The organism is Microbacterium trichothecenolyticum (assembly GCF_041938625.1).
Taxonomy (GTDB): domain Bacteria; phylum Actinomycetota; class Actinomycetes; order Actinomycetales; family Microbacteriaceae; genus Microbacterium; species Microbacterium trichothecenolyticum_D.
In genome coordinates this window covers 4213732-4236721 of record NZ_CP169427.1, presented here as the reverse complement: position 1 = coordinate 4236721, position 22990 = coordinate 4213732, and the positions used below count along the sequence as shown (strand labels likewise).

The following is a 22990-nucleotide window of genomic DNA, read 5'->3' as shown; positions in this document are numbered from 1 at the left end:
CGTGATGTTGGCATTGACAACAATGCTGTCAGTGTCTACATTGGTTGCCATGACCAGAGACCACCGCGGCACGACCGCGCTCATCACCGGCGCCAGCGCCGGACTCGGCGTCGAGTACGCGACGCAGCTGGCCGCCCGCGGCGCCGACGTCGTGCTCGTCGCCCGCCGCGAGGACCGGCTCCGCGATCTGGCGGACCGGCTCACCCGTGACCACGGGGTGCGTGCGACGCCGATCGCCCTGGATCTGACGCGACCGGATGCCGCGGCCGCCCTCCGGCGGGAACTCGACGAGCGGGGGATCCGCGTGCAGACCCTGGTCAACAACGCCGGGTTCGGCATGAAGGGTGCGTTCGCCGAGGCCGACGCCGCGCGCATCGGCGAGATGGTGCAGGTCAACGTCGCGGCACTCGTCGCGATCACCCGCGAGGTGCTTCCGGAGATGATCGCCGACGGGCGAGGCGCGCTCGTGGGCATCGCGAGCACGGGCGCTTACCAGCCATGCCCCAACATGGCCGTGTACGGGGCGACGAAGGCGTTCGTGCTGAGCTTCACCGAGGCCCTCGCGCACGAGACCAAGGGCTCGGGGCTGGGCGTGATCGCGGTCAGCCCGGGGGCGACGCGCACCGAGTTCTTCGACATCACGGGCGCCGACGCGGCCGTCGGGCGCTTTCAGACGCCGGCGCAGGTGGTCGAGCTGACCCTCCGTCGGCTCGATCGCGACGACGTACCGCCGAGCGTCGTCTCCGGTCGCGCCAACGCCTTCGGCGCCTGGGCGGCGCGGGTGATGCCGCGACGGCTCACGCTCGCGGTGAGCGGCCGCGTGCTGAAGTAGGCTCCGGCGGGCGACGCTCCAGTCCCCGGCGACGGCCGTCGAACCCCGACAGCCACCCGAGTGCTGCACTTTGCGGCGAGTGTGCCGTCGTATGACGCAGCACTCGCAGGAAACTGCCGCAGTCGCCGCCGACCGGCAGGGCTCGCATCGACCTGCCGGCGCAAGCCAGCCGCACCGGACGGCGAAGGAAACGGCGAAGCGCCCGGCCCTCGGCGGACCGGGCGCTTCGCCGAGAAGGGGTCAGCCGCCGATCGCGGCGGCGGCGTCCTTCGCCGCCTTCTTCGCAGCGGTGCCCGCGCCGTCGGCGAGGGCCGTAGCATCCGCTCCCGCCGTCTTCAGCGCGAAGGCCTGCAGCAGCGTGGTGAGGTCGAGGCCGGTGAGGCCCTTCACGACCTCGGTGCCCTCGCCGAGCACGCGGCCGACGGTCTTCGTCATCTCGGACGCGCCGTCGGTCGAGACCACCGTGAGCTTGTCGATCGAGGCGATCGGCTCGGCCGCGGCGCGCACGATGTCGGGCAGACGCGAGATGATCTCCTGCGCGAGCGCGGCCTCGCCGTACTTCTGCAGCGCGAGGGCCTTGGCGTCGGTCGACGCGGCCTCGGCGAGACCCTCGGCCTGGATCGCCGAGGCCCGCGCTTCACCTTCGGCCTTGATACCGGCGGCCAGGGCGACCTGCTTGTCGCGCTCGGCCTCACCGGCGAAGCGCACGGCGGCGGCCGATGCCTCGGCGTCCTGCACGGCCGCGACCTTGTTCGCCTCCGCGATCTTCGTGCGCTTGAACGCGTCGGCCTCGGTCGCGGCGTTGGCCGCGTCGCGCAGAGCGGTCGCGCGCTGCACCTCGGCGTACGCCTCGGCCTCGGCGGGCTTGCGGATCTCGATGTCGAGACGCTCCTGGGTCACGAGCGCCTGCTCGGTGAGCGCTTCGCGCTCCTGCACGGCGACGAGCTTGTCCTGCTCGGCGGTCGCGAGCTGGCCCGCGGCCTGCGCCTCGGCGTTCGCGCGGTCGGTCTCGGCCTTGATCGTGGCCTGCTTGAGGGCGAGGGCCTTCTGGCGCTCGGCGATCTGCTCGGACGCCTCGATGCGCGCGAACTCGCTCGCGCGGGATGCCTCTGCCTCGCTGATCTCGGCGACCTGGCGGGCGCGGGCGGCCTCGGCGCGGCCGAGGTTCGCGAGGTAGTCGCTGCCGGGCGTCGAGATGTCGCTGATGTTGAGGAGGTCGACCTGCAGGCCCTGCTCGACGAGGTCCGCCTTGGTCTCGGCGACGACGCGGTCGGAGAGACTCTTGCGGTCGGAGATGATCTGCTCGATCGTCATGTCGCCGACGATCGAGCGCAGCGACCCCTCGAGCGACTCCTTGATGATCTCGGTCAGCAGGTCCTGCTGCGACAGGAAGCGCTGTGCCGCACGCCGCACACCGTCCTCCGTGCCCGAGACCTTGAAGTTGATCGACGCCTTGATCGCGATCTTGATGCGGTTCTTGTCGACGCCCTCGACCGTGATGCCGATCTGACGCTGCTCGAGCGAGATCGAGAAGCCCTGCTGCAGGATCGGCCATACGAAGGTGCGGCCGCCGATCACGACGCGCTGGCCGCTGCCGGTCTCGCCCGGCGCCGGGCGCCCGGCACCGCGCCCGACGATGACGAGCGCCTCGTTCGGGGGGACGCGACGGATGCGCCGTGCGATGAAGGTGATGAGCCCGAGCACCGCCACGACGAGCGCGATGGCGGCGATCACTTGGATGAGTTCGTTCGTCATGGACGACCTTTCTCGTTGGATGCCGCGGCCCGGTGTTCCCGGACCGGACCGCGGTGGGGATCTACTCCGCGACGACCTTGACGCGGGTGCCGGAGTGCTCGACGACGCGCACGCGCACGCCTTCGGCGATGGTGTCGTCCGCGTAGGCGAGGCGTCGCTCGACCTCGTGCGGACCGTCGAGGCTGACCTCGCCGCCCGCGGGCGAGACCGTGGAGCGCGTGACGCCCGACAGGCCCAGCGCCGAGGCCGGTACCCCGTCCGAGCTCTTCGTGATGCGCTTCACGAGGACCACGGCGATGACGTAGGCGATGACCGCCAGCACGGCGGCGAGCACGTACGCCCAGACGGTGTCGAGCCCGTTCGTGGTGGTGAGGGCGCCGGACGCCCCGAACACGACCGCCGCGATGCCCAGGGCGGTGCCTGAGATGGCGCCGTCGCCGATGTCGAAGTGATCGAAGATGTCGCCGACGATGAGCGAGATCAGCAGCACGGCGAGGCCGACGCCTCCGACGATGAGGAACGGCAGCATGATCTGTCTCCAGGCGAGTGGGGCGGGCCGGGCGGGTTCCCCCCACCCTAGCCAGCGGTTGGGACCTGGTGTCCAGTCCTGGCCGGGATGTGGAGAACCCGAATGATTGACTGGCGGCGTGGAGCTTGAGGGGTGCGGGCCGACCGAAGTCGTGGCACTGACGGCCTTCCTGACCGACGCGGATCTGACGTTGAGCGGCCTGGATGCGCCGAGTGTTCGGCTCTGGCTCGAGCGCGACCCGATGGGCGCGATCGTCGGCAGCGCGGGCTACGAGTCCAGCGCGGACGGTCGGCATGTGCTGATCCGCAGCGTCGCGGTGAGCCCGACGCGACGGTCGCGGGGGAGCGGTACGGCGCTGGCGCGCTTCGCTTTGGACCGAGCCGCAGATGAAGGGGCTACGACCGCCTGGTTGTTCAGCCGCCGCTCTGGACCGTTCTGGCGGATCCTGGACTTCGCACCCGCCGATCGCGAGGAGCTCGCGCTGGTGCTGGCGGACACCCACCAGGTGCAGCTGTTCCGGCAGACAGGTCAGCTCGGTCGCGAGATGGCGTGGTCGAGACCGCTGGATCGCGGCTGACGAGTGGCGCCCCGGCGATGGCCGCCACTGGATGTCCCAACGCCGCTGCGTCGACAAACCGCTCTCCGCCGCGCAGTTCGTGCCTCCACGATCTTCACCCGACTCCTCGCCGCACCCTACGATGGCGAAGCCCCCTTCTGAAGGCCCCTCGAGAGCGCTGGGCCGAGGGCGGTCAGTCCGTGACGGTGTAGGTCATCTCGCCGGTCTCGCCCGCGAGCACGCAGCGGTAGTCCTCGGCGACGATCTCGCGGAGCACCTCGGCGTCGACCTGGTCCAGATCCTTGAGGTACAGGCAGCTCACGCCCGTGTCATGAGGGCCGAGCTTCGCGAGCCGCTCACCGTGCGCTGCGGTGCGCAGCGTGTACACCGTCGTGGACTCGCGTCGCGGGGAGAATGCGGCGATCGGGGCGTCGCCCTCGCTCCCGGCCGCCGAACGGTAGTGGCACGAGCCGAAGCCGATGATCGTGCCCCAGAGTTCGGGCTCCCGGCCGGTGACCTCGCGCAGCAGCTCGATCATCGTCACGGCGTCGCGCTGGCGCTTCGCCGGCCGCACGGCGGCGACGAACTCGTCGACATCCCCTCCGGTCTTCTTCATCGAGCGCCCCGCGTCAGCTCTTGGCCGCAGCCTTCATCGCGCGCTTGTGCTCGCGCACCTTCGTCAGCGACTCCGGCGAGACGATGTCGGCGACGCTCCGGAACGAGCCCTCGTCGCCGTACGGACCGGCTGCGTCGCGCCAGCCGGCGCCGGTGAAGCCGTACTGCTTTCCGAGCAGCGCGAGGAAGATCCTGGCCTTCTGCTCGCCGAAGCCCGGCAGCGCCTTGAGTCGCTTCAGCACGGTCGCGCCATCGGGCGCCGCGTCGGAATCCGCCGCGGGGCGCGTCCAGATCGCCGACGCGTCACCGCCCCAGTCCTGCTCGACCGCCGCGCACAGCGCCTGCACGCGGGCCGCCATCGACCCGGGGAACCGGTGGACCGCCGGCGTCGCCTTGAAGAGTTCGGTGAACGCCTCGGGGTCGAAGCTCGCGATCGCCGCGGCATCCAGCGTCCCCGCGCGCTCCGAGATCTTGAGCGGTCCGGCGAACGCCGTCTCCATCGCGACCTGCTGGTCCAGCAGCATCCCGATCAGCAGCGCGAGCGGGTCGTCGGTGAGCAGGCGGTCGGCGGCGTCGTCGCCCGTGATGTGGAGCGTCATGCGCCCAGTCTCCCACCGCGGCCCCGGGCGTCACAGTTCGCGGGTGGGAGGATGGATGCCGTGACCGTCCCCGCGGAGCCGTTCCAGGAACTCGTCGACCACGCCCGTGAGACGCGGGTGGTCGTGATCGGCGGCGGCATCGCCGGACTCGTCGCCGCCTGGGAGTGCGCCAAGGTCGGCATGGCGGTGACGCTCGTCGAGGCATCCGACCGCCTCGGCGGCATCATCGGGTCCGCCCGCATCGCGGGACTCGACCTCGAGACCGGCGTCACCTGCTGGTCCACGCGGGGCGGCGCCGTGCGCGCACTCGCCGAAGAGGTGCTCCCGGATGCTGCGATCGTGCGCCCGCGCGACGACCGCGAGTGGATCGCGGGTCTGCCGAAGGGCGCCGCGGCGCCGCTGCCCGTCGAACAGGTGCTCGGCATCCCCGCCAATCCGTGGGACGAGAGCGTGCGCCGGATCATCGGCTGGGACGGCACGTGGCGTGCGTACATCGACCGCCTCCGCCCGCCGCTCACGATCGGCACGCAGCGCAGCCTCGGTCGCCTCGTGCACGGCCGGATGGGCGACAAGGTCCTGGACCGCCTGGTGGCACCCCTCACCATCGACCGCTTCGGTCTCGACCCCGTCGACGTCGACGTCGAGATCGCCGCCCCCGGACTCAGCAACGCCCTCACCCGCACCGGGTGGCTCGGCGGCGCCGTCGCCGATGTGCGCGTCGATGCTCCCGGTTCGTCGATCGAGGGATTGGGCGGGGGGATGCCGCAGCTCACGGCTGCGCTCGCCGACAGGCTCGCCGAGCGCGAGGTCGCGATCCACACCGGAGCGATGGCGACGGCTCTCGTCCGGAGCGACCGGCGGTGGACGGTGCAGCTCGCGACGATCGCGGCCGCCGCCCCGGATCGGCTGCACGCCGACGCGGTGATCGTCGCGACCGAGGAGAGCACGGCGCGCTCGCTCCTGGCCGCTGCGCTCGGCGCCCCCGAGTTCGCCGACGTCGCCGCCGCAGGCATCGCCCGCGACGTCGTGACGCTGGTGGTGGAGGGCCCCGAGCTCGATACGGCGCCGCGCGGCGCCCATGTCCACGCGGTCCCCGGCGCCTCACGCGCGACCGGCCTGGTCCACGAGACCGCTCGCTGGGAGTGGCTCGCGCAGGAGGCGGGCGCGGGGCGCCACGTGCTGCGCGTCGCCTTCGGCGCCCCGGGGATCGCGCCCGCGACCGAGGGACTGTCCGACGCCGATGCCGCGGTGATGGCCGCGGCCGAGGCATCCGTCCTCCTCGGTGTCGAGCTCGACGAGGGCCGGATCGCCGGCGCGCGTCGCGATGCGTACACCCTCGTTCCTCCCGCGTCGACCCTCGGCCGGCGCCATCGCACCGACGCCGCCCGCGCGGCGATCGCCCGCGCGCCGGGGCTCGCCGCAGTCGGCGCCTGGCTGTCGGGAAGCGGCCTCGCGCAGGTCGTCGCCGACGCGCAGGAAGAAGCGGATCGACTTCGTCATGATGCGCTGTGGGGTGCCGCGGCGGCGGAATGAACCCTCCCAGTGCGGGCCCTGTCAAGGGCGGATGCCGGAATCGGCATACAGGGCTACCCTGGGAAGGTCGTCAGGTCACACCGAGCGTGAGGAGACCTCATGAAGGGCAAGGCTGGACTCGTCGTCGGACTCGCGATCGGGTATGTGCTCGGTACGCGCGCGGGTCGTGAGCGCTACGAGCAGATCAAGACGCAGTGGCTGAAGGTGTGGAACACCGAGCCCGTGCAGACGCAGGTCGGCAAGGTGAAGGACTTCGCGAAGTCCCAGGCCATGGCGCTGCCGTCGACGCTGTGGGAGTCGGCTGTGAAGGTCACGCAGGCCGCCGGCTCGAAGGGAACCGCGGGCCAGAAGCTCGATGCGGCGATCAAGGTCGGCAAGGACTCGGCCGACGACGTGGGCAAGGCGGCGCAGACCTCCGCCAAGGCCGTGAAGGACGCTGTCGACGACGCCATCGACGACGCCTCCGAGAACGGGCGCGGCGGGGCCTGACGTGATGACCACCCCCCGCGGCTTCCGTGACCGCGCGGACGACAGTCTGCTCACCCTCCTGGGAGAGATCCCGGAGCTGGTCCGCAACCTCGTCATCGCGGAGATCGACGCCGCGAAGGCCTGGCTCGCCAAGACCGCGAAGGACGGCGGATGGGGAGCCCTCTGGGTCTTCGCCGCGCTGTTCGTGCTGTTCTGGTCCGTCCCGGTGTTCGGCACGTTCGTGATCGCGGGGCTGTCGTCGTGGTGGCCCGTGTGGCTGTCGGCCCTCGTCGTGTTCTTCGCGATGCTGATCGTCACGGCGGTCTTCGCGATCATCGGGGTCCTCTACTTCCGCCGGATCGGCGAGCGCCGCAACCCGGTCCAATCGATCGCCCTGGACGTGAAGGAGGTGCGCGATGAGCTCTGACGCGCCCGTGCCGCTGTCGAAGAACTCCGTCGCGCTGCCTCGCACCGCTGTGCCCCTCGGGATCAACGATCCCGTCGAACAGGCGAGGACCGAGCTCAAGGCGGCGCTCGCCGCCATCGAGGAGAAGGCGAACGTCCCGCGTCGCGTCGAGCGTGCCGTCGACGACGGCATCGAGCGGGCCCGAGCGTTCAACCGCCGCAACCCCGCGCTGACCGCGGTCGCCGTCATCGCGGGCGCTGCGGCGGTGGGGGCGGCGGTCTGGGGCTTCGTGCGTCTCTATACCCGCTGATCCGGCCGGCATTCCCGCTCCCCGCCCTGAGCGGGGTAACGCCGTTCGCGATCGGGGGTATGCTCGGGAGGCAAGGCAGTGCAATGATGCGTTAGCTGCCGATCGCGCGAACCCGATTCGAATCGCGCATCGGCTGCCTCGATCTTCTTTTTGGGCGGCCGACTGAGCATCATCGAGAGTCGACCCCCTTATGAACACCGCCGCAGCACAGCAGCAGTCCGTCAAACCCCTGACCGGCTGGCGCGTTCTCGTGCCCCGTGGCGGCCCCTGGGGCGACGGTGTTGCAGCGACTCTGCGCCGCCAGGGCGCGACGCCCGTGATCGCTCCGCTCATCAACTTCGCCCCCACGAACGACCAGGCGTCGCTCGACCAGGCGCTCGCAGACCTCGCCGCCGGCAAGTTCGAGTGGCTCACCGTCACCAGTGCAACCACGGTCGATGTCCTCTACGCGTATCGCGCCGTCGTCCCGGCGACGACGAAGGTCGCCGCGGTGGGCGAGACGACGGCGGCGGCGCTCCTCGCCGTCGGCTACCGTGTCGACCTCGTGCCCGAGCGGGACAACTCGGCGGCCGGCATGGCGGAGCAGCTGATCGCCCTCGAGCCCGAGGCCCGCGACATCCTCACCCTCCGCAGCGAGATCGCGAAGCCGGTCCTCACCCGCATGCTCACCGAGGCGGGGCACCGCGTCCGCAGCGTCGTCGCCTACCGCACCGTCGGGGTGCCGGTGACCGAGCGCATCGCCGAAGACGTCCAGTCCGGCCGCATCAACGCCATCCTCGTGACCAGCGGCTCGGTCGCGCAGCAGGTGCACGAGCAGTTCCCCGTGATCCCCGAGACCACGCTCATCGCCGCGATCGGCCCCCGCACCGCGAAGGACGCGCGTCGCGCGGGCCTCGACGTCGACGTCATCGCCGATGCCCAGACCGTCGACGCCCTCATCGACGCGGTCGGCAAGTTCTCCCTCCCTCACGCGGCCGACGAGTTCGCCCCGAAGACCGGCATGATTCCGCGTCTCGGCGGGCTCGACACCCGGAACTGACGCCCCCGTGACCGGCACGCCCCGCATCGTCGTGCTCGCGGGCGGCGTCGGCGGCTCCCGGTTCGTCCTCGGCGTGCGCGGCGCGCTGCGCGCCCGCGGTGTCGACGACACCGCCGCCGCCCTCACCGTCGTCGTCAACACCGGCGACGACATCTGGCTGTCGGGCGTGCGACTGCAGCCCGACGTCGACTCGATCACGTACGCGCTCGCCGGCGTCAACGACGCCGAGCGCGGCTGGGGCCGCCAGGGCGACAGCGAGCGCGTCAACCACGAGCTGCAGGAGTGGGGCGCCGGCTGGCCCTGGTTCACCCTCGGCGACCTCGACCTCGGCACGCACCTCGCCCGCACCGGCTGGCTGCGCGAAGGTCTTACGCCCACCGACGTGCTCGAGCGCATGTCGCACCGCTGGGACCTCGGCGCGCGACTGCTGCCGATGACCGACACCGAGGTCGACACCATCGTCGTGCTCCACGACGGCACGCGCCTGCATTTCCAGGAGTGGTGGACCCGCCACCGCGCGACCCTCGCCCCGGCGAGGTTCGAGAATCCCGGCATCGAGGCGGCCTCCGCAGCCCCCGGGGTCGCGGAGGCGATCGCCGAGGCCGACGCCGTGCTGCTCGCCCCGTCGAACCCGGTCGTGTCGATCGGCCCCATCCTCGCCGTGCCGGGCGTGCGCGAGGCGCTGTGTTCGACGCCGGCACCCATCGTCGGCGTCTCGCCGATCATCGGCGGCAAGGTCGTGCGCGGCATGGCCGACGTGTGCCTCACCGCGATCGGCGTCGAGACCTCCGCTGCGGCCGTGGCGGCTCTGTACGGCAGCCGCGCGAGCGGAGGGCTGCTCGATACGTGGCTCCTCGCCGAAGAGGACGATGCTCTCGCGGTCGACGTCGCCGGACTCGGCATCCGTCCGCTCGTCCGCCCGCTCTGGATGACGGACGCTTCGGCTCCCTCGTCGCTCAGCGCGAGTGCTGAGCGCCAGACCGCGCTCGGAGAGGCGGCGCTCGCCGCCGCCGGAGTCTGAACGTGCCCGAACTCGCGTGGTGGGCCTGGGCTCTGCTCGGCATCGGCGCCGTCGTCGTGGGCCTGTCGAAGACCGCCGTGCCCGGCGCGGGCACGATCGCCGTCGCGATCTTCGCGGCCGTGCTCCCGGCGAAGCAGTCGACCGGTGTCCTGCTCCTGCTGCTGATCGTCGCCGACATCTTCGCCGTGACCATGTACCGCCGGCACGCGGACTGGCGCACCCTGGTCAGACTCGCGCCCGCGGTCGTGGTCGGCGTACTGCTCGGCGTGGTGTTTCTGTGGTTCGCCGACGATGTGTGGGTCAAGAAGTCGATCGGCGTGATCCTGCTCGCGGTGATCGCGATCACCCTGCTGCGCCGCCGGTTCGTCGCAGAAGTGGAGACCGGCGGTTCGCACCGCGTCGCCGCCGCGACCTACGGCACGCTCGGCGGCTTCACCACGATGGTCGCCAACGCCGCCGGGCCGGTGATGTCGATGTACTTCCTCGCTGCCCGGTTCGAGGTGAAGGCGTTCCTCGGCACGGCCGCCTGGTTCTTCGCGATCGTCAACCTCTTCAAGGTGCCGTTCTCGATCGGCATCGGCATCATCACCGTCCCCGGACTGCTTATCGACCTCGTGCTCGTGCCACTCGTCGTCGGGGCCGCGCTCGGAGGCCGCTGGCTCGCCGACCGCATGCCGCAGTCGGTCTTCGAGAAGCTCGTGATCGTCTTCACGATCGTCGGCGCGGTCTACCTGCTCGTCGCCTGATCCGCCGCATTCACCCCCAGGGAGAGGGGCGGTCGTTGTCGCGCGTGCTGTCGTCGGGAAGGTGGGGAAGCTCCGTGCCCCCAGCGCGGATGCACAGCCACCGCAGCTGCTCGGGGCTGTCGGGCGTCGCGCGCCAGGTGCGGAATACGCCCTGCCCGACCCGCACGACGGTGCCGGGGCCGACGTCGACGACGTCGTCGTCCAGCCCCATCTGCCCGCGCCCGGCGAGGAAGACGTACAGCTCCTCGACGCGCGCGTGGGAGTGCCAGTAGCCCGCCTCTTCACCGGGCTCGAAGGCGTTCGCGGTCATGCCGATGTACTGCATCGTGATGTCGTGGTCGACGACGCGGCGGCCGTCGCGCGAGCGGTCGGGCGTGAACCCGCCGTAGTGCGCCCGCCACGCGTCGAGCCCGCCCATCTCCAGCACCTGGTAGTCGCTCATACCCTCACGCTATTCGCGTGCAGCGGGCGATAGCGCCGGATGGCGGGGATCCGCCCGCCTTTGTCCGGGCGGAGGGGGCAGTTCGGTTACCTGCGGTCAGGTCGGGCGGACGGCCTCCACCAGGGCAGCCGTGCGCTGACCCAGGCCGAGGACCCGAGCGACCTCGAACTGGGCCGCGGTGTCGACGTCGCGACGCAGGGTCGAGGCATCCGGAATCCGAAGGGCCTGGCACCCCAGCGCGACATGCCGTGCGAACGAGCCATCGCCGAACGACGACTCCCACTCGACGCCGACTCCGGCCGTCACGAGTGTCGAGCCGGTGCCCTCCGCGTCGGGAACGACGCCGCGGGGGACGGATGCTGCGGCCCGCAGTGCGTCCGCGAGGTCGGCGGGTCGCAGCGCCGGGAGGTCGCCGAGAAGGGCGGCGCGCGGCATCCGTCCTCCCGGATCGATGGCAGCCACGCCTGCGGCTACCGCGGCGTCGAGTCCGCGCGCGTCGCCTTCCGGGACGAACCGCAGCGCCGGGATCATCGCGGCCTCGCGGGCGAGTGCGGCATCGTCGGTCACCACCACGACCTGCGCGACGAGCTCGCACGCGCTCGCCGCCGCGAGGGTGTCGAGGGCGATGGCGCGGGCGAGATCCGCGCGGCCGACGCCGTCGACCTCGAGCCGCGACTTCGCGCGGGCCGAGGGCTTGACCGGCACCACCACGACCCACCGCGGCGACGGCAACTCCTCAGTTTTCGCGCGTGACGGGGTCGGTGCGGTCGAACTGAGCGGTGGCGCCACTGAATCTGAGGAGTTGCGACCCCGCCGGCGGAACAGCGGGGTCACGCGTACTTCGCGCGCAGGCGCGGGAGGATCTCTTCGCCGTACATCCGCAGGAAGGCGCCCTGGTCGTGGCCCGGATCGTGGAAGACGAGGTGGCGGAACCCGAGGCCGATGTACCAGCCGATGCGCTCGACGTGCTCGTCGGGGTCGTCCGAAACGATGAACCGCGACGCCGCACGCTCGATCGGCAGCGCCTCGCCGAGGCGCTGCATCTCGATGGGGTCGTCGACGCCCATCTTCTCCTCGGGGGTGAGCGCCAGCGGCGCCCAGAAGCGGGTCTTCTCGCGCGCTTCGTCGAGCGTCGCCGCGAGCGAGACCTTGATCTCCATCAGCGTGTCGATGGCGTCGGCCGGACGGCCGGCCTTCTCGAGCCCTTCATGCAGCGCGGGCAGCAGGGTCTCGGTGTACAGCTCCCGCTTCTTGCCCGACGTCGTGATGAAGCCGTCGGCGATGCGGCCCGCGAGTCGCGTCGCGGCGGGGCCGGCGGCGCCGATGTAGATCGGCACGGGCTCGGGGAGCTTGTCGTAGATCGTGATGTTGTGCGCGTGATAGTAGGTGCCGTCGAAGTTGACGCGGTCCTCCGACCACAGCCGGCGGATGAGTCCGATGGCCTCCTTGAGCCGCTGGAAACGCTCCGGCGGGTCGGGCCAGGTGATGCCGAGGTTCGCCTCGTTGAGCGCCTCGCCGGTGCCGACGCCCAGGATCACGCGCCCCGGGTACATCACGCCGAGGGTCGCGAAGTCCTGCGCGACGACGGTCGGGTTGTAGCGGAACGTCGGCGTCAGCACCGAGGTGCCGATCAGCACCTTCGAGGTCTTCGCGCCGAGCGCCCCGAGCCACGGGACGGATGCCGGGGCGTGCCCGCCGTCGTGCAGCCACGGCTGCAGGTGGTCTGAGATGAAGACCGAGTCGAACCCGGCCTCCTCGGCCTGGATCGCGTAGTCGAGCAGTTCGGCCGGGCCGAACTGCTCGGCCGAGGCCTTGTAGCCGAAGCGCAGGGGAACGGGCATGGGTTTCCTCTCAGCGGTGCAGGGGAGCGGGTTCGGGCGAGGGCAGGAACTCAGAGCCGTCGGCGCGGGCGAGCCGCTCCCGGAAGGCATCCACGGTTCCGGGCCACAGCAGGGCGAGCCGACCCGAGCGCTCGTCGACGTACCAGTTGCGGCATCCGCCGGTCATCCAGCGGGTGGATGCCGCGGCCCGCGCGATCTCGTCGGTGTAGGCTCGCTCAGCCTCGGGGTCGACGCGCAGCGCGCGACCGGCGCGTGCGTCGAGGACACGGGTGACGTAGCCCGCTTGCTCCTCGATCATGAGCACGGACGACGAGTGGCCGAGCGAGGCGTTCGGGCCATTGAGTACGAAAAGGTTCGGGAACCCGGCGACGACGGTTGACGCGAACGCCGTCATGCCCCCCGACCAGTGCTCGGCGAGCGTCACGCCGCCCTCGCCGACGACGAGGTCCGCGTAGGGCTGCCGCGTCGAGGCGAACCCGGTCGCAAGGACGAGCGCGTCGACCGCGTGACGGCTGCCGTCCGCGGCGACGAGCGTCGAGCCCTCCACCTCGGCGAGGGCCGAGCTCACGAGCGAGACGGCGTCGGACGCGACGGCCGGATAGAAGTCGTCCGACAGCAGCACGCGCTTGCAGCCGAAGGCGTAGTCCGGAGTGAGGGCGGCCCGCAACGCGGGGTCGGCGACGTGGCGCTCGAGGTGCGCGAGCGCCACGGCCTCGGCCTCGGACGCAGCGGCGGAGTCGCCCGACCGTGACGCGAAGCGCGCCTCGCCCTCCGCGTAGAGGTCGGCGCGGAGCGCCTCGAGCGCCTGCGGCGTCGTGGCGAACCGGGCGCGGTCCGCGTCGGAGTAGTCGTCGCCGCCGCGGGGCACGATCCACGCGGGGGTGCGTTGGAAGAGTGTCACGTGCGCGGCGGTGCGGGCGAGCTCCGGCACGATCTGCACGGCGCTGGCTCCGGTGCCCACCACGCCGACGCGCGCGCCGGCGAGCTCGGCCGAGTGATCCCACCGGGCCGAGTGGAACAGCGGCCCCGGGAACTGCTCGAGTCCGGCGATCCGGGGGATCGTCGGCTCGGTCAGTCGCCCGCACGCGAGCACCAGCACGTCGGCCACGACGGTCTCCCCGGGCGTGTGGATGCGCCACACGTCGTGCGCGGCATCCCATCGGGCCGATCGCATGGGGGTGTCGAGCCGCAGCCGGTCACGCAGGCCCTCGGCATCGACGACGTGCTCGAGGTAGGCGTGGATCTCCGCGCCCTTCGCATACGTGCCCGACCAGGTCGGGTTGGGGTGCGCCGCGAACCCGTACAGGTGCGAGGGCACGTCGCACGCGATGCCCGGATACGTGTTGTCGCGCCAGGTCCCGCCGACGGATGCCCCCCGCTCCAGGACGACGAAGTCGTCGCGGCCGGCCCGGCGCAGCGCCGCCGCCACGCCGATGCCGGCGAATCCGGCGCCGACGATCGCGACCTCGACGCGGGTCACCGCGGGCCCACCTGACCGTAGGTCGTGGTGCGCAGGCGGAACGGCCGGAACAGGCGTGCGACCATCGCCGAGGCATCCGTCACGGGCAGTTCGAGGCCGTGCTCGATGCCGGCCTCCGGCTTCACGCGACCGTCGAGCAGGGTGCCGCCGAGGTCGTCGCCGCCGCACTGCAGCAGGACGACGGATGCCTCGCGCCCGACGCGCGTCCACGGGATCTGGACGTGCGGGATGCTGCCCGACAGCAGCAATCGCGAGACGGCGACCATGGCGCGGTGCTCGTCGAGCGGTCCGCGGCCGGGGATGAGGGGAACGCCGCCCGCAGGACCGGGCAGCGGAATCGGCACGAATTCGCTGAAGCCGCGGGTCTCGTCCTGGATCGAGCGGAGCTGCCGCAGGTGCGTGATGCGCTCTTCGGCGGTCTCGACGTGTCCGTAGAAGATGACGCTCGTCGACCGGAACCCGGCGCGGTGCGCCGCGGTGATGGCCTCGACCCAGCGGTCGATCTCGAGGTCGGTCGGCGCGACGAGCTGCCGCACCCGCTCGCTCAGCACCTTGACGCCGGTGCCGGGCACCGTGTCGACGCCGGCCTCGCGCATCGCGGCGAGGGCGCCCTCGAGGCCGCGACCCGAGCGGTCGGCGAGGTCGCGCACGTCCTGAGGACGATAGGCATGGAGATGGATGCCGGGAGCCACGGCCTTCACCGCCCGCGCGATGTCGAGGTAGGCCGAGGCGTCTTCCGACGCGGGGAGGAGTCCCTGCACGCAGAGCTCGGTGGCGCCGAGGTCCCAGGCGTCCGCCGCGATCGCGCGGACGTCGTCGAGGGTGAAGGTTGCGGGGTCGTCGGTCGGGGCCGCACGGAGTCCGGTGGACGTGAGGTTGCGGTTCACCACGAGGGTGACGGCTTCGCCCACGGTGTAGCGCCGCACGTCGTCGGCGGTCGCCGCGAGCAGGTCGAGGTCCTCGCCCGTGGCTTCGAGGAGCGCGACCCACTCGGCGTCGTCGAGCGCGAGCGGGTCGGCCGCCGCCGTCTCGGCGAGCCGCTTGGCGCCGCGCCGGCCGTGGGCGGCTTCGAGTCGAGGCGTTGCCGCCGAGTCGCGGTCTTGCGTGCGCGTGGAACGTGTCGACTCGGTCGAAACGTCGCGATTCGCCGTGCCCCCCGCGGGGACGGCCGCAGGGTCCAGGATTTCCCGGTCGGCCCCCGCGAGGTCTCGCTGGGCGGCATTGAGTCGAGGCGTTGCCGCCGAGTCGCGGTCTTGCGTGCGCGTGGAACGTGTCGACTCGGTCGAACCGCCGCGATTCGCCGCAAGGGCGGCCGGGACGGATGCTGCGGCCAGGCCGGTGGCGGGATCCGCGAGCGCCGACACCGCCGGCCGCAGGGCGGGGTCGATCCACGTCTCACCGTCGAGCACGAACTCGGGCTGGGCGGTCAACCGCTCGCGCAGCTCGAACCCGAGCTCGGCCGTCATGCGGGCGAGGTCGTCGAGGTGCGGCCACGGGCGCTCGGGGTTGACGTGGTCGGCGGTGAGCGGCGAGACGCCGCCCCAGTCGTCGGCGCCGGCGCGCACCAGCAGGCCGAACTCCGTGGCGTCCGACAGGTTCGGCGGCACCTGGATCCGCATCCGCGGCCCCATCACGAGCCGGGCGACCGCGACAGCGGTGACGTACTCGAGCAGTTCCGCGTCGGGCGCACCCTGCATCGCGGTGCGGGGCTTCGCGCGGAAGTTCTGCACGATCACCTCCTGCACGTGGCCCTGTCCGTCCACCTGGTGCCGTTCGTGCGCATCGCGGATCGCGACGAGGGACTCGGCGCGGTCGCGCACGTTCTCGCCGATCCCGACGAGGATGCCGGTCGTGAACGGTACGCGCTCGCGCCCAGCGGCGTCGATCACCGCGAGCCGCACGACCGGGTCCTTGTCGGGCGAGCCGAAGTGCACCTGCCCGGGCTCTTCGTAGAGCCGGCGCGAGGTCGTCTCGAGCATCATGCCCATCGACGGCGCCGTGGGACGCAGCATCCGCAGCTCTTCCGCGCTCATCACCCCCGGGTTGGCGTGTGCGAGCAGCCCCGTCTCGGCGGTGACCAGACGCGCGATGTGCGCGACGTACGCGATCGTCGAGGCGAACCCGTGCTCGTCCAGCCATGCGCGCGCCTCGGGCCAGCGCTCCTCGGGGCGGTCGCCGAGGGTCAGCAGCACCTCTTTGCAGCCCATCGCCTGGCCCTGCCGCACGACGGCGAGCACCTGCTCGGGCGACATGTACGCGGGCTTGTGCTTCTTGAGGAGCTGACCGGGGGTGTCGACGAACACGCAGTAGTGGCAGCGGTCGCGGCACAGCGTCGTGAGCGGCACGAACACCTTGCGCGAGTACGTGATCACACGAGGGCGACCGGATGCTGCGAGCCCTGCGTCGCGCAGATCACCGGCGATCTCGAGCAGACGCTCGAACCGCGCGCCGGTCGCGCCGAGCAGGGTCTCGGCGTCGGCCGCATCGAGCCGGGCTCCCGCTGCGGCGCGGTCGAGCGCGGCGTCGACGGCGGCGAGTGAGGCCGCGGCGGGAGACGCGGTGACGGAGGGGGACACGACGGTCACCGATCCAGTCTTGCACCGCACACGGGTGCCGGGGGCGAAGGATCGTTGCCCTCCCGTAAGCAAATGAGGCCGGTTCCACCCGCTCGCGCTGGCAGACTGGGCACATGGTGACCCTGCTGCTCGACTCGACGCAGCTCGAAGTGGTGCTGTCGGTGTCCGAGCGCGCCCTGGCATTCCGCAAGGGGAATGTCGTCATCGAGCGCTCGACGATCACCAAGGTGCAGCTCACCGACGACGCGTGGACGTGGCTGCGCGGCGTCCCGAGCCCGGGCACGCACGTGCGCGGCATCGTCGCCATGGGCACGTGGCGCTCAGCGGGCGGCGACGACTTCGCGATCATCCGCCGGCACCGGCCCAGTGTCGTGATCGACCTCGAGGGCCACCCCGAGTATCAGCGCGTCATCCTGACCACGCGCCACGGCCTCGCCCTCGTTCAGGCGCTGCGCGTCGAGGTCGCCGCCGAGCCGACCGACGTCGTCGACATCGCGGCCGAGACCGGGACCATCCCCGTCGTTCCCGAGCGCAAGCCGCGCGGGCGCAAGACACCGGCACCCGCGCCCGCCGTCTGATCGTTCGCGTCTCGACTCTGCGTTTCGACTCGCAAGCTCGCTCGACGACCGGGGGCGGGAGCCTCAGCTGACGTCGCGGCGCCAGCTCACCAGGTGGCCGAGCACCACGAACACGATCGCGTAGCCGAGCAGCACGAGCCCGCCCGCCCACCACTCGAGCGGATCTGCCGAGCCCTGCGGGATGGTCGCCGTGTAGACGCTCGCACCGACCAGCGCATCGCTCGCCGCGCCCGGGAGGAAGCGCGTGGCATCCGAGAGCCCCTCGACAAACGCGGCGGCGGTGCGCCCGATCGGCTCGATGAACTGCGTGAACACCAGCACGCCGACGATCGCGCCCACCTGGTTGCGCACGAGGGCGCCGACGCCGACGCCGATGAGCGTCCAGAGGACGTAGGCGAGCAGCATCCGTCCGAGCATCGCCCAGGTGTCGGGCGAGGTGATGTCGGTCTCGAGGCCGAAGCCCGCGAGGAACGCCGCCGACGTGCCGACCGCCGCGACGATGCCGATGACGCCGAGCACCACGCCGATCAGCACGCCGACGGCGAGCTTCGCGACGAGCACACGGCCGCGGCGAGGCGTCGCCAGGAACGTCGGGGTCAGGGTCTTGTGACGGAACTCCGCCGTCACCATCAGCGTGCCGACGAGCAGCGGGAAGACGTAGCCGACGGTGGTCGCGGTGCTGTACAGCGTCGCGGCGAGGCCCTCCTCGGGCAGCGGCGGCGCGTTCCCGGGAAGCGCCCCGGTCGCGGCGGCCGCGTAGACGAAGCCGAGCGCCGCCGCGGTGAAGGCGACGTACGCGAACAGGACGATCGCGAGGATCCACCAGATGCTCGTCGAGAAGAGCTTCGTGCTCTCGGCGCGGGTCGCGGCGGTGAGGCTCATCGGTCGCCTCCTTCCTCGTCGGCGGGTGCGGTGACGGCGTCGGCGTCCCGATCCGTTTCGGAGGAGACGGATGCTTCGTCCCCGGACTCGTGCGGTGGTTCGGTGGCGTCCGTGGGCGGGGTGTGGGCGACCGCGTCCTCGAAGGCCTCGGCCTCCGGCGGTACCCATGCCTCGGGCTCGGCCTCCGGCGGTACCCATGCCTCGGGCTCGGGCTCGGGCTCGGGCTTGCGCTCGGGGTCGGCCTCGGCGTCGGGGTCGGCGTTGGGCTCGGGCTTGCGCTCGGGCTCGGCGTTGGGCTCGGGCCTGCGCTCGGGGTCGGCGTTGGGCTCGGGCTTGCGCTCGGGCTCGGCGTCGGGGTTCGATTCGCCGTCGGGGGCGTCGGTGTGGTCGAAGGCGGCGAAGAAGGCGTCGGCCTCGATGTCGGAGTCGGTCTTGACGTAGTGCTCCCACGGGCGGTCGTCGTCGGCGTCGGGCGGCTCGGGGGCGGAGAGCTCGTCGTCGATCTCGCCGATGGCGTCGACGTCGGGATCCGCGTCCTCGGGCGCCCACGGATCGGCCGCGGCGGGGGCGGGTTCGGGTTCGGGCGAGGGCTCGGACCCAGCCTCGGGCGCGACTTCGGGCTCGGGCGCAGGCTCAGGCTCGGGCTCGGGCTCGAGCACAGGCTCGCGCTCCGACGCCGGCTCGGGCTCCGGCTCGGGCGCCGACTCGGCCGCCGCCGCCGCCTCTTCCTCGGACATCGGCGCCCCCTCGGGCTCAGCCGAGAGCTCTTCGTCGATCTGGCCGATGGCCTCGACGTCGGGGTCGGCGTCTTCGGGCGCTGCGGAGGGCACGATGTCGATCACGCCGGTGCTCGCGACCGCGTAGGCGACGGGGGCCGGCGTCGTGCCGGTCTCGGGCTCGGTGTCTGTGCCGGGCTCAGGGCGTTTCATCTCTGCGTCTCGACTCGCAGGCTCGCTCAACGAGCGCGTTCCTCGCTCGCTCAACGAGCGGGGGGAGGCGTCGCGCTCTGCGGCCCAGGCGGCGCCGGCGGCAGCAGCCAGTGCGGTGGCGGCTCCGGGGGCGGCGGTCGCCTCGGCGTCGAGCTCGGCGGCCGTGAGCGCTGATTCGGCCGCCTCATCGGATTCGGAGGCGGCGGGTTCTGCGGGCGGGGCCGAGGGCGCAGCATCCGTGGTCACGGCATGACCGGCCGCGCTCGGATGCATGCGCGTGCCGTTCACGAGGTCGAGGAAGACCTCCTCGAGCGCCGGGCCGCGGCGGTGCAGCGCCGACAGCGCGACGCCGCCGGCGGCGGCCGCCGCGCCGACCGCGGTCGGGTCGACGCCGCGCACGGTGAGGCCCGAGCGCAGCACCTCGAACGGCACGCCGGCGGCCTTCAGCGCGGACGCCAGCGCGGCGCGGTCCGGGGAGTCGACGACGGTGGCGTACTCGCGCGGGTCCGTCAGCTCGTCGACCCCGCCCTCGAACACCAGGCGTCCGCGCGAGATGATCAGCAGCGCATCGACCGTCTGCTGCACCTCGGCGAGCAGGTGCGATGAGACGAGCACGGTCCGGCCCTCGCCGGCGAGCTGGCGGAGGAACCCGCGCATCCAGCGGATGCCCTCGGGATCCAGTCCGTTGGCCGGCTCGTCGAGCACCAGCACGCCCGGGTCGCCCAGGAGCGCGTACGCGAGGCCGAGGCGCTGGCGCATGCCCAGCGAGTATCCGCCGACCTTGCGGTTCGCAGCATCCGTCAGTCCTACGAGGTCCAGAACCTCGCCCACCCGCGTCTTCGCGAGTCCGGCAGCCTGCGCGTAGATCGTGAGGTGCGCGGCGGCGGTGCGGCCCGGATGGAAGCTGGATGCCTCGAGCACGGCGCCGACCGTCTGCAGCGGCTTGTCGAGCTCGGCGTAGCGCTTGCCGCCGATCGTGGCGTGGCCGTCGGTCGGCTTCTCGAGGCCGAGGAGCACCCGGAGCGTTGTGGTCTTGCCGGCGCCGTTCGGGCCGAGGAATCCGGTGACCCTTCCCGGTTCGACCCGAGCCGTGAGACCTGCGACTGCCGTGACGGCGCCGAAGCGCTTCGTGACAGCTGAGAACTCCAGCGACTGGCCTCCGGGCATGCCGAACCCTCTCGTCGGTCGTGGGCGACACCCCGCGGGGCAATGTACGGGGCCGCTCCATTGCGGACTCAATGCAGAACTGCGTCCCATCCTGGCGGAAATCCGGTCTCAGCGTGGGAGAAGTTGGCGCGGCCGGTAACGTTGCGCTCGTGACCGACCTCGCCGAGACCGCCGCCGAGCCCACCGTCCTCGTCAGCACGAGCGGGGGCCTCGGGCACCTCACCCTCAACCGGCCTCGTGCGATCAACGCGCTCAACCTCGAGATGGTCGAGCAGCTGCACGCGGCGCTCGACGCGTGGGAGCACGACACCGAGGTCGACGTCGTGCTGCTGGACGGCGCCGGCGAGCGCGGACTGTGCGCCGGCGGCGATGTGCGCGGGCTCGCCGAGCAGGTCACGAGCGGCCGTGCCGACGACGCGGCGGTGTTCTTCCGCGCCGAGTACGCGATCAACGCGCGCATCGCCGAGTACCCCAAGCCGTTCGTCGCCTTCGCCGACGGCATCACGATGGGCGGCGGCATCGGTGTCGCGGGCCACGCGGCGATCCGGATCGTGACCGAGCGCTCGCAGCTCGCCATGCCCGAGACGCGCATCGGCTTCACCCCCGACGTCGGCGGCACGTGGCTGCTCGCCCACGCGCCGGGCCGCCTCGGCGAGTATCTCGGGCTGACGGGCGCGGTGATGGATGCCTCGGACGCGATCTACGCCGGATTCGCCGACCACTACGTGCCCCACGAGAACCTCGACGCCGTCCGCGACGCGCTCGAGACGCGCGCCGACCCGTCCAGCCCGGCCGAGCTCGTGCTGCTGTTCGATGAGACGCCGGCTCCGTCGAGGCTCATCGCCGCGCGGGAGTGGATCGACGACGCGTTCGCGGCCGACACCGTCGCCGAGATCGTCGAGCGACTGCGGGCGCGCCCCGAGCCCGAGGCATCCGCCACCGCGGACCTGCTCGGCGAACTGTCGCCGACCGGTCTCGCGGTGACGCTCGCCGCCATCCGTCGGGCTCGGGAACTCCCGGGTCTCAGGGACGCGCTCGACCAGGAGTACGGCCTGGTGATGTGGTTCGCGACGACCCAGCCCGACCTGCCGGAGGGCATCAGGGCGCAGGTGATCGACAAGGACCGCACCCCCCGCTGGCAGCCGGCGACCCTGGCCGAGCTGCCGGACGACGTCGGCGAGACCGCCCTCGCCCACCGGCCCGACGTCCCGCTCTGGGGCTGACGCCGGCATCGGCGACGAGGAGGGATCGTGAGCACCCGGCACCGGAGGAGCTACTCGATCGGCGTCGCGATCGACTGGTTCTTCTTCGTCTTCGCCGGGCTCGCGGCACTGTGGCTCGCGTACCTCAGCCTCACCGAGACGTTCCACGTCGGGTGGTGGGGCATCCCGTTCTTCCTCGTGTTCTGGGTGCTGCTCGCCTACCTCGTGCTGCCGAGGCTGCACCGCATCCTCACCACGATCTACGTGCCCGACTACTTCATCGGGCGCACCCGCACCAGTGACGGGCTCCTGGGCGACCCGGTGAACCTCGCGTTCCAGGGCACCGGCGATCAGATCCGCGCCTCGCTCGAGGCGGCCGGCTGGACGGAGGCGGATCCGGTGACGCTCGGCTCGTCGTGGCGCATCATCACGTCGACGCTCACGCGGCGCAGCTACGACGAGGCGCCGGTGAGCCCGCTCTTCCTCTTCGGCCGCCAGCAGGACTTCGCCTACCAGCAGGAGGTCGACGGGAACCCCGCTCAGCGCCACCACGTGCGGTTCTGGCGCTGCCCCGACGACTGGCTGCTGCCGGGCGGGCGCCGCGTCGACTGGCTCGCCGCCGGCACGTTCGACACGAGCGTCGGGCTCTCGTTGTTCACGCTGCAGGTCACGCACCGCATCGACGCCGACACCGATGTCGAGCGCGACCACATCGTCTCGTCGATCTGCGGTGCCGACCCCCGCGTCACCGTGGACGTCATCGCCGACTTCGCCACCGGCTATCACGCCCGCAACGGCGGCGGCGACAGCATCCGCACCGACGGGGACCTGCCCATCGTGGACGTGCGCGCGGTCCAGCCGCGCGTCGAGAGCGCGGGGGAGGTGGTGGCGTGACCACCGAGATGCCCGCACCGCACAAGCGGCCGGCGTACGAGCCGGCCGGGCGACTGCTCAAACCGCCGCGCTTCGACCCGGAGATGAAGCGGCCGATCTCGACCGTAGCGGGTGTTCTCCTCATCCTGTTGCGGGTGATCGCCGGCGTCGTCGTGCTCGTGAGCATCGCCACGGGGTGGGATGCGATCCTGTCCGACCCCGACTCGGTGCTCGACGGGTTCGACCCCACGCCGGAGGGCAGGCAAGCCGCGCTGTGGGTCGTCATCGGCACCGGCGCAACGGTGCTCCTCATCGACCTCGGGCTGGCCTTCTTCGTGTACCGCGGGGTCAACTGGGCGCGCGTCTTCGTGATGCTCATCGCGGTGCTGTCGATCAGCACCTCGTTCACGGCGTGGTGGGCGCAGGGGCAGGAGATCGAGATCGCGGGTACGTTCCTGTCGCTGAGCATCGACATCCTGCTGCTGCTCGCCCTGTCGAGCCGCAGCGCCGCCGCCTACGCGCGACGCAACGAACGGCGCGCGGAGCCGGACACGCCGGCGTGACGTAACCTGATCTCCGCCGCCGACGGCGGCGCGCAGCATCCGTCATCG

24 protein-coding genes are annotated in these 22990 nt (G+C 71.9%); 13 read left to right on the top strand and 11 right to left on the bottom strand.

Going from position 1 to position 22990, the window contains the following annotated elements; all coding sequences use genetic code 11:
- The first annotated feature begins 49 nt into the window (after nucleotides 1-49).
- Nucleotides 50-832 carry an SDR family NAD(P)-dependent oxidoreductase gene (locus ACEYYH_RS19600; protein ID WP_374975965.1) on the top strand — a complete coding sequence of 261 codons (783 nt, stop codon included), beginning with the start codon at nucleotides 50-52 and terminating at the stop codon, nucleotides 830-832.
- A 240-nt stretch (nucleotides 833-1072) separates the two neighbouring features.
- On the opposite strand, the gene ACEYYH_RS19595 is transcribed toward ACEYYH_RS19600, so the two are convergent.
- A complete protein-coding gene (locus ACEYYH_RS19595) occupies nucleotides 1073-2587 on the bottom strand; it encodes a flotillin family protein (protein ID WP_374975964.1) in 1515 nt (504 codons plus the stop codon).
- A gap of 61 nt (nucleotides 2588-2648) precedes the next feature.
- Nucleotides 2649-3116: an NfeD family protein gene (locus tag ACEYYH_RS19590; protein WP_374975963.1), complete on the bottom strand. Its 468-nt coding sequence runs from the start codon at nucleotides 3114-3116 to the stop codon at nucleotides 2649-2651.
- A gap of 118 nt (nucleotides 3117-3234) precedes the next feature.
- Between ACEYYH_RS19590 and ACEYYH_RS19585 the strand changes: the two genes are divergently transcribed.
- Nucleotides 3235-3693, top strand: a complete 459-nt coding sequence (locus tag ACEYYH_RS19585) for a GNAT family N-acetyltransferase (protein ID WP_374975962.1) — start codon at nucleotides 3235-3237, stop codon at nucleotides 3691-3693.
- A gap of 172 nt (nucleotides 3694-3865) precedes the next feature.
- Here the strand turns inward: ACEYYH_RS19585 and ACEYYH_RS19580 are convergent, their stop codons facing one another.
- Complete coding sequence (locus ACEYYH_RS19580; protein WP_374975961.1) at nucleotides 3866-4288, bottom strand: DUF1801 domain-containing protein; 423 nt, start codon at nucleotides 4286-4288, stop codon at nucleotides 3866-3868.
- Nucleotides 4289-4301: 13 nt separating this feature from the next.
- Entirely contained in the window at nucleotides 4302-4886 is a 585-nt protein-coding gene (locus tag ACEYYH_RS19575; protein WP_374975960.1) for an HhH-GPD-type base excision DNA repair protein, read from the bottom strand.
- Between the two features lie 51 nt (nucleotides 4887-4937).
- Between ACEYYH_RS19575 and ACEYYH_RS19570 the strand changes: the two genes are divergently transcribed.
- The 7 genes from ACEYYH_RS19570 (at nucleotide 4938) to ACEYYH_RS19540 (ending at nucleotide 10409) form a co-directional block, all read left to right on the top strand.
- Nucleotides 4938-6419, top strand: coding sequence for a protoporphyrinogen/coproporphyrinogen oxidase (locus tag ACEYYH_RS19570; RefSeq protein ID WP_374975959.1), 1482 nt, complete (start codon nucleotides 4938-4940; stop codon nucleotides 6417-6419).
- Nucleotides 6420-6518: 99 nt separating this feature from the next.
- Nucleotides 6519-6908, top strand: a complete 390-nt coding sequence (locus ACEYYH_RS19565) for a hypothetical protein (protein ID WP_116195500.1) — start codon at nucleotides 6519-6521, stop codon at nucleotides 6906-6908.
- A 4-nt stretch (nucleotides 6909-6912) separates the two neighbouring features.
- Entirely contained in the window at nucleotides 6913-7314 is a 402-nt protein-coding gene (locus tag ACEYYH_RS19560) for a phage holin family protein (RefSeq protein WP_116196957.1), read from the top strand.
- Nucleotides 7304-7603 (top strand): hypothetical protein, encoded by a 300-nt coding sequence (locus ACEYYH_RS19555; RefSeq protein WP_116195501.1) that lies wholly within the window; start codon nucleotides 7304-7306, stop codon nucleotides 7601-7603. The genes ACEYYH_RS19560 and ACEYYH_RS19555 overlap by 11 nt, the downstream gene beginning before the upstream one ends.
- 190 nt (nucleotides 7604-7793) lie before the next feature.
- Nucleotides 7794-8642: a uroporphyrinogen-III synthase gene (locus ACEYYH_RS19550; RefSeq protein WP_374975958.1), complete on the top strand. Its 849-nt coding sequence runs from the start codon at nucleotides 7794-7796 to the stop codon at nucleotides 8640-8642.
- 7 nt (nucleotides 8643-8649) lie between these two features.
- A complete protein-coding gene (cofD, locus tag ACEYYH_RS19545) occupies nucleotides 8650-9663 on the top strand; it encodes a 2-phospho-L-lactate transferase (protein ID WP_374975957.1) in 1014 nt (337 codons plus the stop codon).
- A 2-nt stretch (nucleotides 9664-9665) separates the two neighbouring features.
- Nucleotides 9666-10409: a sulfite exporter TauE/SafE family protein gene (locus tag ACEYYH_RS19540; RefSeq protein ID WP_374975956.1), complete on the top strand. Its 744-nt coding sequence runs from the start codon at nucleotides 9666-9668 to the stop codon at nucleotides 10407-10409.
- Between the two features lie 10 nt (nucleotides 10410-10419).
- Here the strand turns inward: ACEYYH_RS19540 and ACEYYH_RS19535 are convergent, their stop codons facing one another.
- From ACEYYH_RS19535 to cofG, 5 genes are all read right to left on the bottom strand, one after another.
- Nucleotides 10420-10851: a cupin domain-containing protein gene (locus tag ACEYYH_RS19535; protein WP_374975955.1), complete on the bottom strand. Its 432-nt coding sequence runs from the start codon at nucleotides 10849-10851 to the stop codon at nucleotides 10420-10422.
- 96 nt (nucleotides 10852-10947) lie between these two features.
- Nucleotides 10948-11583: a 2-phospho-L-lactate guanylyltransferase gene (gene cofC / locus ACEYYH_RS19530; protein ID WP_374975954.1), complete on the bottom strand. Its 636-nt coding sequence runs from the start codon at nucleotides 11581-11583 to the stop codon at nucleotides 10948-10950.
- A gap of 98 nt (nucleotides 11584-11681) precedes the next feature.
- Nucleotides 11682-12692: a glucose-6-phosphate dehydrogenase (coenzyme-F420) gene (fgd, locus tag ACEYYH_RS19525; protein ID WP_374975953.1), complete on the bottom strand. Its 1011-nt coding sequence runs from the start codon at nucleotides 12690-12692 to the stop codon at nucleotides 11682-11684.
- Nucleotides 12693-12702: 10 nt separating this feature from the next.
- Complete coding sequence (locus tag ACEYYH_RS19520; protein WP_374975952.1) at nucleotides 12703-14172, bottom strand: flavin-containing monooxygenase; 1470 nt, start codon at nucleotides 14170-14172, stop codon at nucleotides 12703-12705.
- Nucleotides 14169-16757, bottom strand: coding sequence for a 7,8-didemethyl-8-hydroxy-5-deazariboflavin synthase CofG (gene cofG, locus ACEYYH_RS19515; protein ID WP_374975951.1), 2589 nt, complete (start codon nucleotides 16755-16757; stop codon nucleotides 14169-14171). The genes ACEYYH_RS19520 and cofG overlap by 4 nt, the downstream gene beginning before the upstream one ends.
- A gap of 104 nt (nucleotides 16758-16861) precedes the next feature.
- On the opposite strand from cofG, the gene ACEYYH_RS19510 reads away from it, so the two are divergent.
- On the top strand, nucleotides 16862-17326 hold the full coding sequence (locus ACEYYH_RS19510; RefSeq protein ID WP_116195508.1) for a hypothetical protein: 465 nt from the start codon (nucleotides 16862-16864) through the stop codon (nucleotides 17324-17326).
- 63 nt (nucleotides 17327-17389) lie between these two features.
- Here the strand turns inward: ACEYYH_RS19510 and ACEYYH_RS19505 are convergent, their stop codons facing one another.
- On the bottom strand, nucleotides 17390-18208 hold the full coding sequence (locus ACEYYH_RS19505; protein ID WP_374975950.1) for an ABC transporter permease: 819 nt from the start codon (nucleotides 18206-18208) through the stop codon (nucleotides 17390-17392).
- Nucleotides 18205-20304 (bottom strand): ATP-binding cassette domain-containing protein, encoded by a 2100-nt coding sequence (locus ACEYYH_RS19500; protein WP_374975949.1) that lies wholly within the window; start codon nucleotides 20302-20304, stop codon nucleotides 18205-18207. The genes ACEYYH_RS19505 and ACEYYH_RS19500 overlap by 4 nt, the downstream gene beginning before the upstream one ends.
- A gap of 149 nt (nucleotides 20305-20453) precedes the next feature.
- Here ACEYYH_RS19500 and ACEYYH_RS19495 point away from each other — a divergent pair, with 149 nt between their 5' ends.
- The 3 genes from ACEYYH_RS19495 to ACEYYH_RS19485 are packed head-to-tail and all read left to right on the top strand — an operon-like array spanning nucleotide 20454 to nucleotide 22942.
- Nucleotides 20454-21527 (top strand): enoyl-CoA hydratase/isomerase family protein, encoded by a 1074-nt coding sequence (locus ACEYYH_RS19495; RefSeq protein WP_374975948.1) that lies wholly within the window; start codon nucleotides 20454-20456, stop codon nucleotides 21525-21527.
- Nucleotides 21528-21554: 27 nt separating this feature from the next.
- Entirely contained in the window at nucleotides 21555-22400 is an 846-nt protein-coding gene (locus tag ACEYYH_RS19490; RefSeq protein WP_374975947.1) for an LssY C-terminal domain-containing protein, read from the top strand.
- Nucleotides 22397-22942, top strand: coding sequence for a hypothetical protein (locus tag ACEYYH_RS19485; RefSeq protein WP_374975946.1), 546 nt, complete (start codon nucleotides 22397-22399; stop codon nucleotides 22940-22942). The genes ACEYYH_RS19490 and ACEYYH_RS19485 overlap by 4 nt, the downstream gene beginning before the upstream one ends.
- The last annotated feature ends 48 nt before the right edge of the window (nucleotides 22943-22990 follow it).

What these genes read in the sequence shown, in the direction of transcription:
- ACEYYH_RS19600 (WP_374975965.1), top strand. Translation starts at nt 50, where the DNA reads ATGACCAGAGACCACCGCGGCACGACCGCGCTCATCACCGGCGCCAGC.
- ACEYYH_RS19595 (WP_374975964.1), bottom strand. Translation starts at nt 2,587, where the DNA reads ATGACGAACGAACTCATCCAAGTGATCGCCGCCATCGCGCTCGTCGTG.
- ACEYYH_RS19590 (WP_374975963.1), bottom strand. Translation starts at nt 3,116, where the DNA reads ATGCTGCCGTTCCTCATCGTCGGAGGCGTCGGCCTCGCCGTGCTGCTG.
- ACEYYH_RS19580 (WP_374975961.1), bottom strand. Translation starts at nt 4,288, where the DNA reads ATGAAGAAGACCGGAGGGGATGTCGACGAGTTCGTCGCCGCCGTGCGG.
- ACEYYH_RS19575 (WP_374975960.1), bottom strand. Translation starts at nt 4,886, where the DNA reads ATGACGCTCCACATCACGGGCGACGACGCCGCCGACCGCCTGCTCACC.
- ACEYYH_RS19570 (WP_374975959.1), top strand. Translation starts at nt 4,938, where the DNA reads ATGGATGCCGTGACCGTCCCCGCGGAGCCGTTCCAGGAACTCGTCGAC.
- ACEYYH_RS19565 (WP_116195500.1), top strand. Translation starts at nt 6,519, where the DNA reads ATGAAGGGCAAGGCTGGACTCGTCGTCGGACTCGCGATCGGGTATGTG.
- ACEYYH_RS19560 (WP_116196957.1), top strand. Translation starts at nt 6,913, where the DNA reads ATGACCACCCCCCGCGGCTTCCGTGACCGCGCGGACGACAGTCTGCTC.
- ACEYYH_RS19555 (WP_116195501.1), top strand. Translation starts at nt 7,304, where the DNA reads ATGAGCTCTGACGCGCCCGTGCCGCTGTCGAAGAACTCCGTCGCGCTG.
- ACEYYH_RS19550 (WP_374975958.1), top strand. Translation starts at nt 7,794, where the DNA reads ATGAACACCGCCGCAGCACAGCAGCAGTCCGTCAAACCCCTGACCGGC.
- ACEYYH_RS19535 (WP_374975955.1), bottom strand. Translation starts at nt 10,851, where the DNA reads ATGAGCGACTACCAGGTGCTGGAGATGGGCGGGCTCGACGCGTGGCGG.
- fgd (WP_374975953.1), bottom strand. Translation starts at nt 12,692, where the DNA reads ATGCCCGTTCCCCTGCGCTTCGGCTACAAGGCCTCGGCCGAGCAGTTC.
- ACEYYH_RS19510 (WP_116195508.1), top strand. Translation starts at nt 16,862, where the DNA reads ATGGTGACCCTGCTGCTCGACTCGACGCAGCTCGAAGTGGTGCTGTCG.
- ACEYYH_RS19505 (WP_374975950.1), bottom strand. Translation starts at nt 18,208, where the DNA reads ATGAGCCTCACCGCCGCGACCCGCGCCGAGAGCACGAAGCTCTTCTCG.
- ACEYYH_RS19500 (WP_374975949.1), bottom strand. Translation starts at nt 20,304, where the DNA reads ATGCCCGGAGGCCAGTCGCTGGAGTTCTCAGCTGTCACGAAGCGCTTC.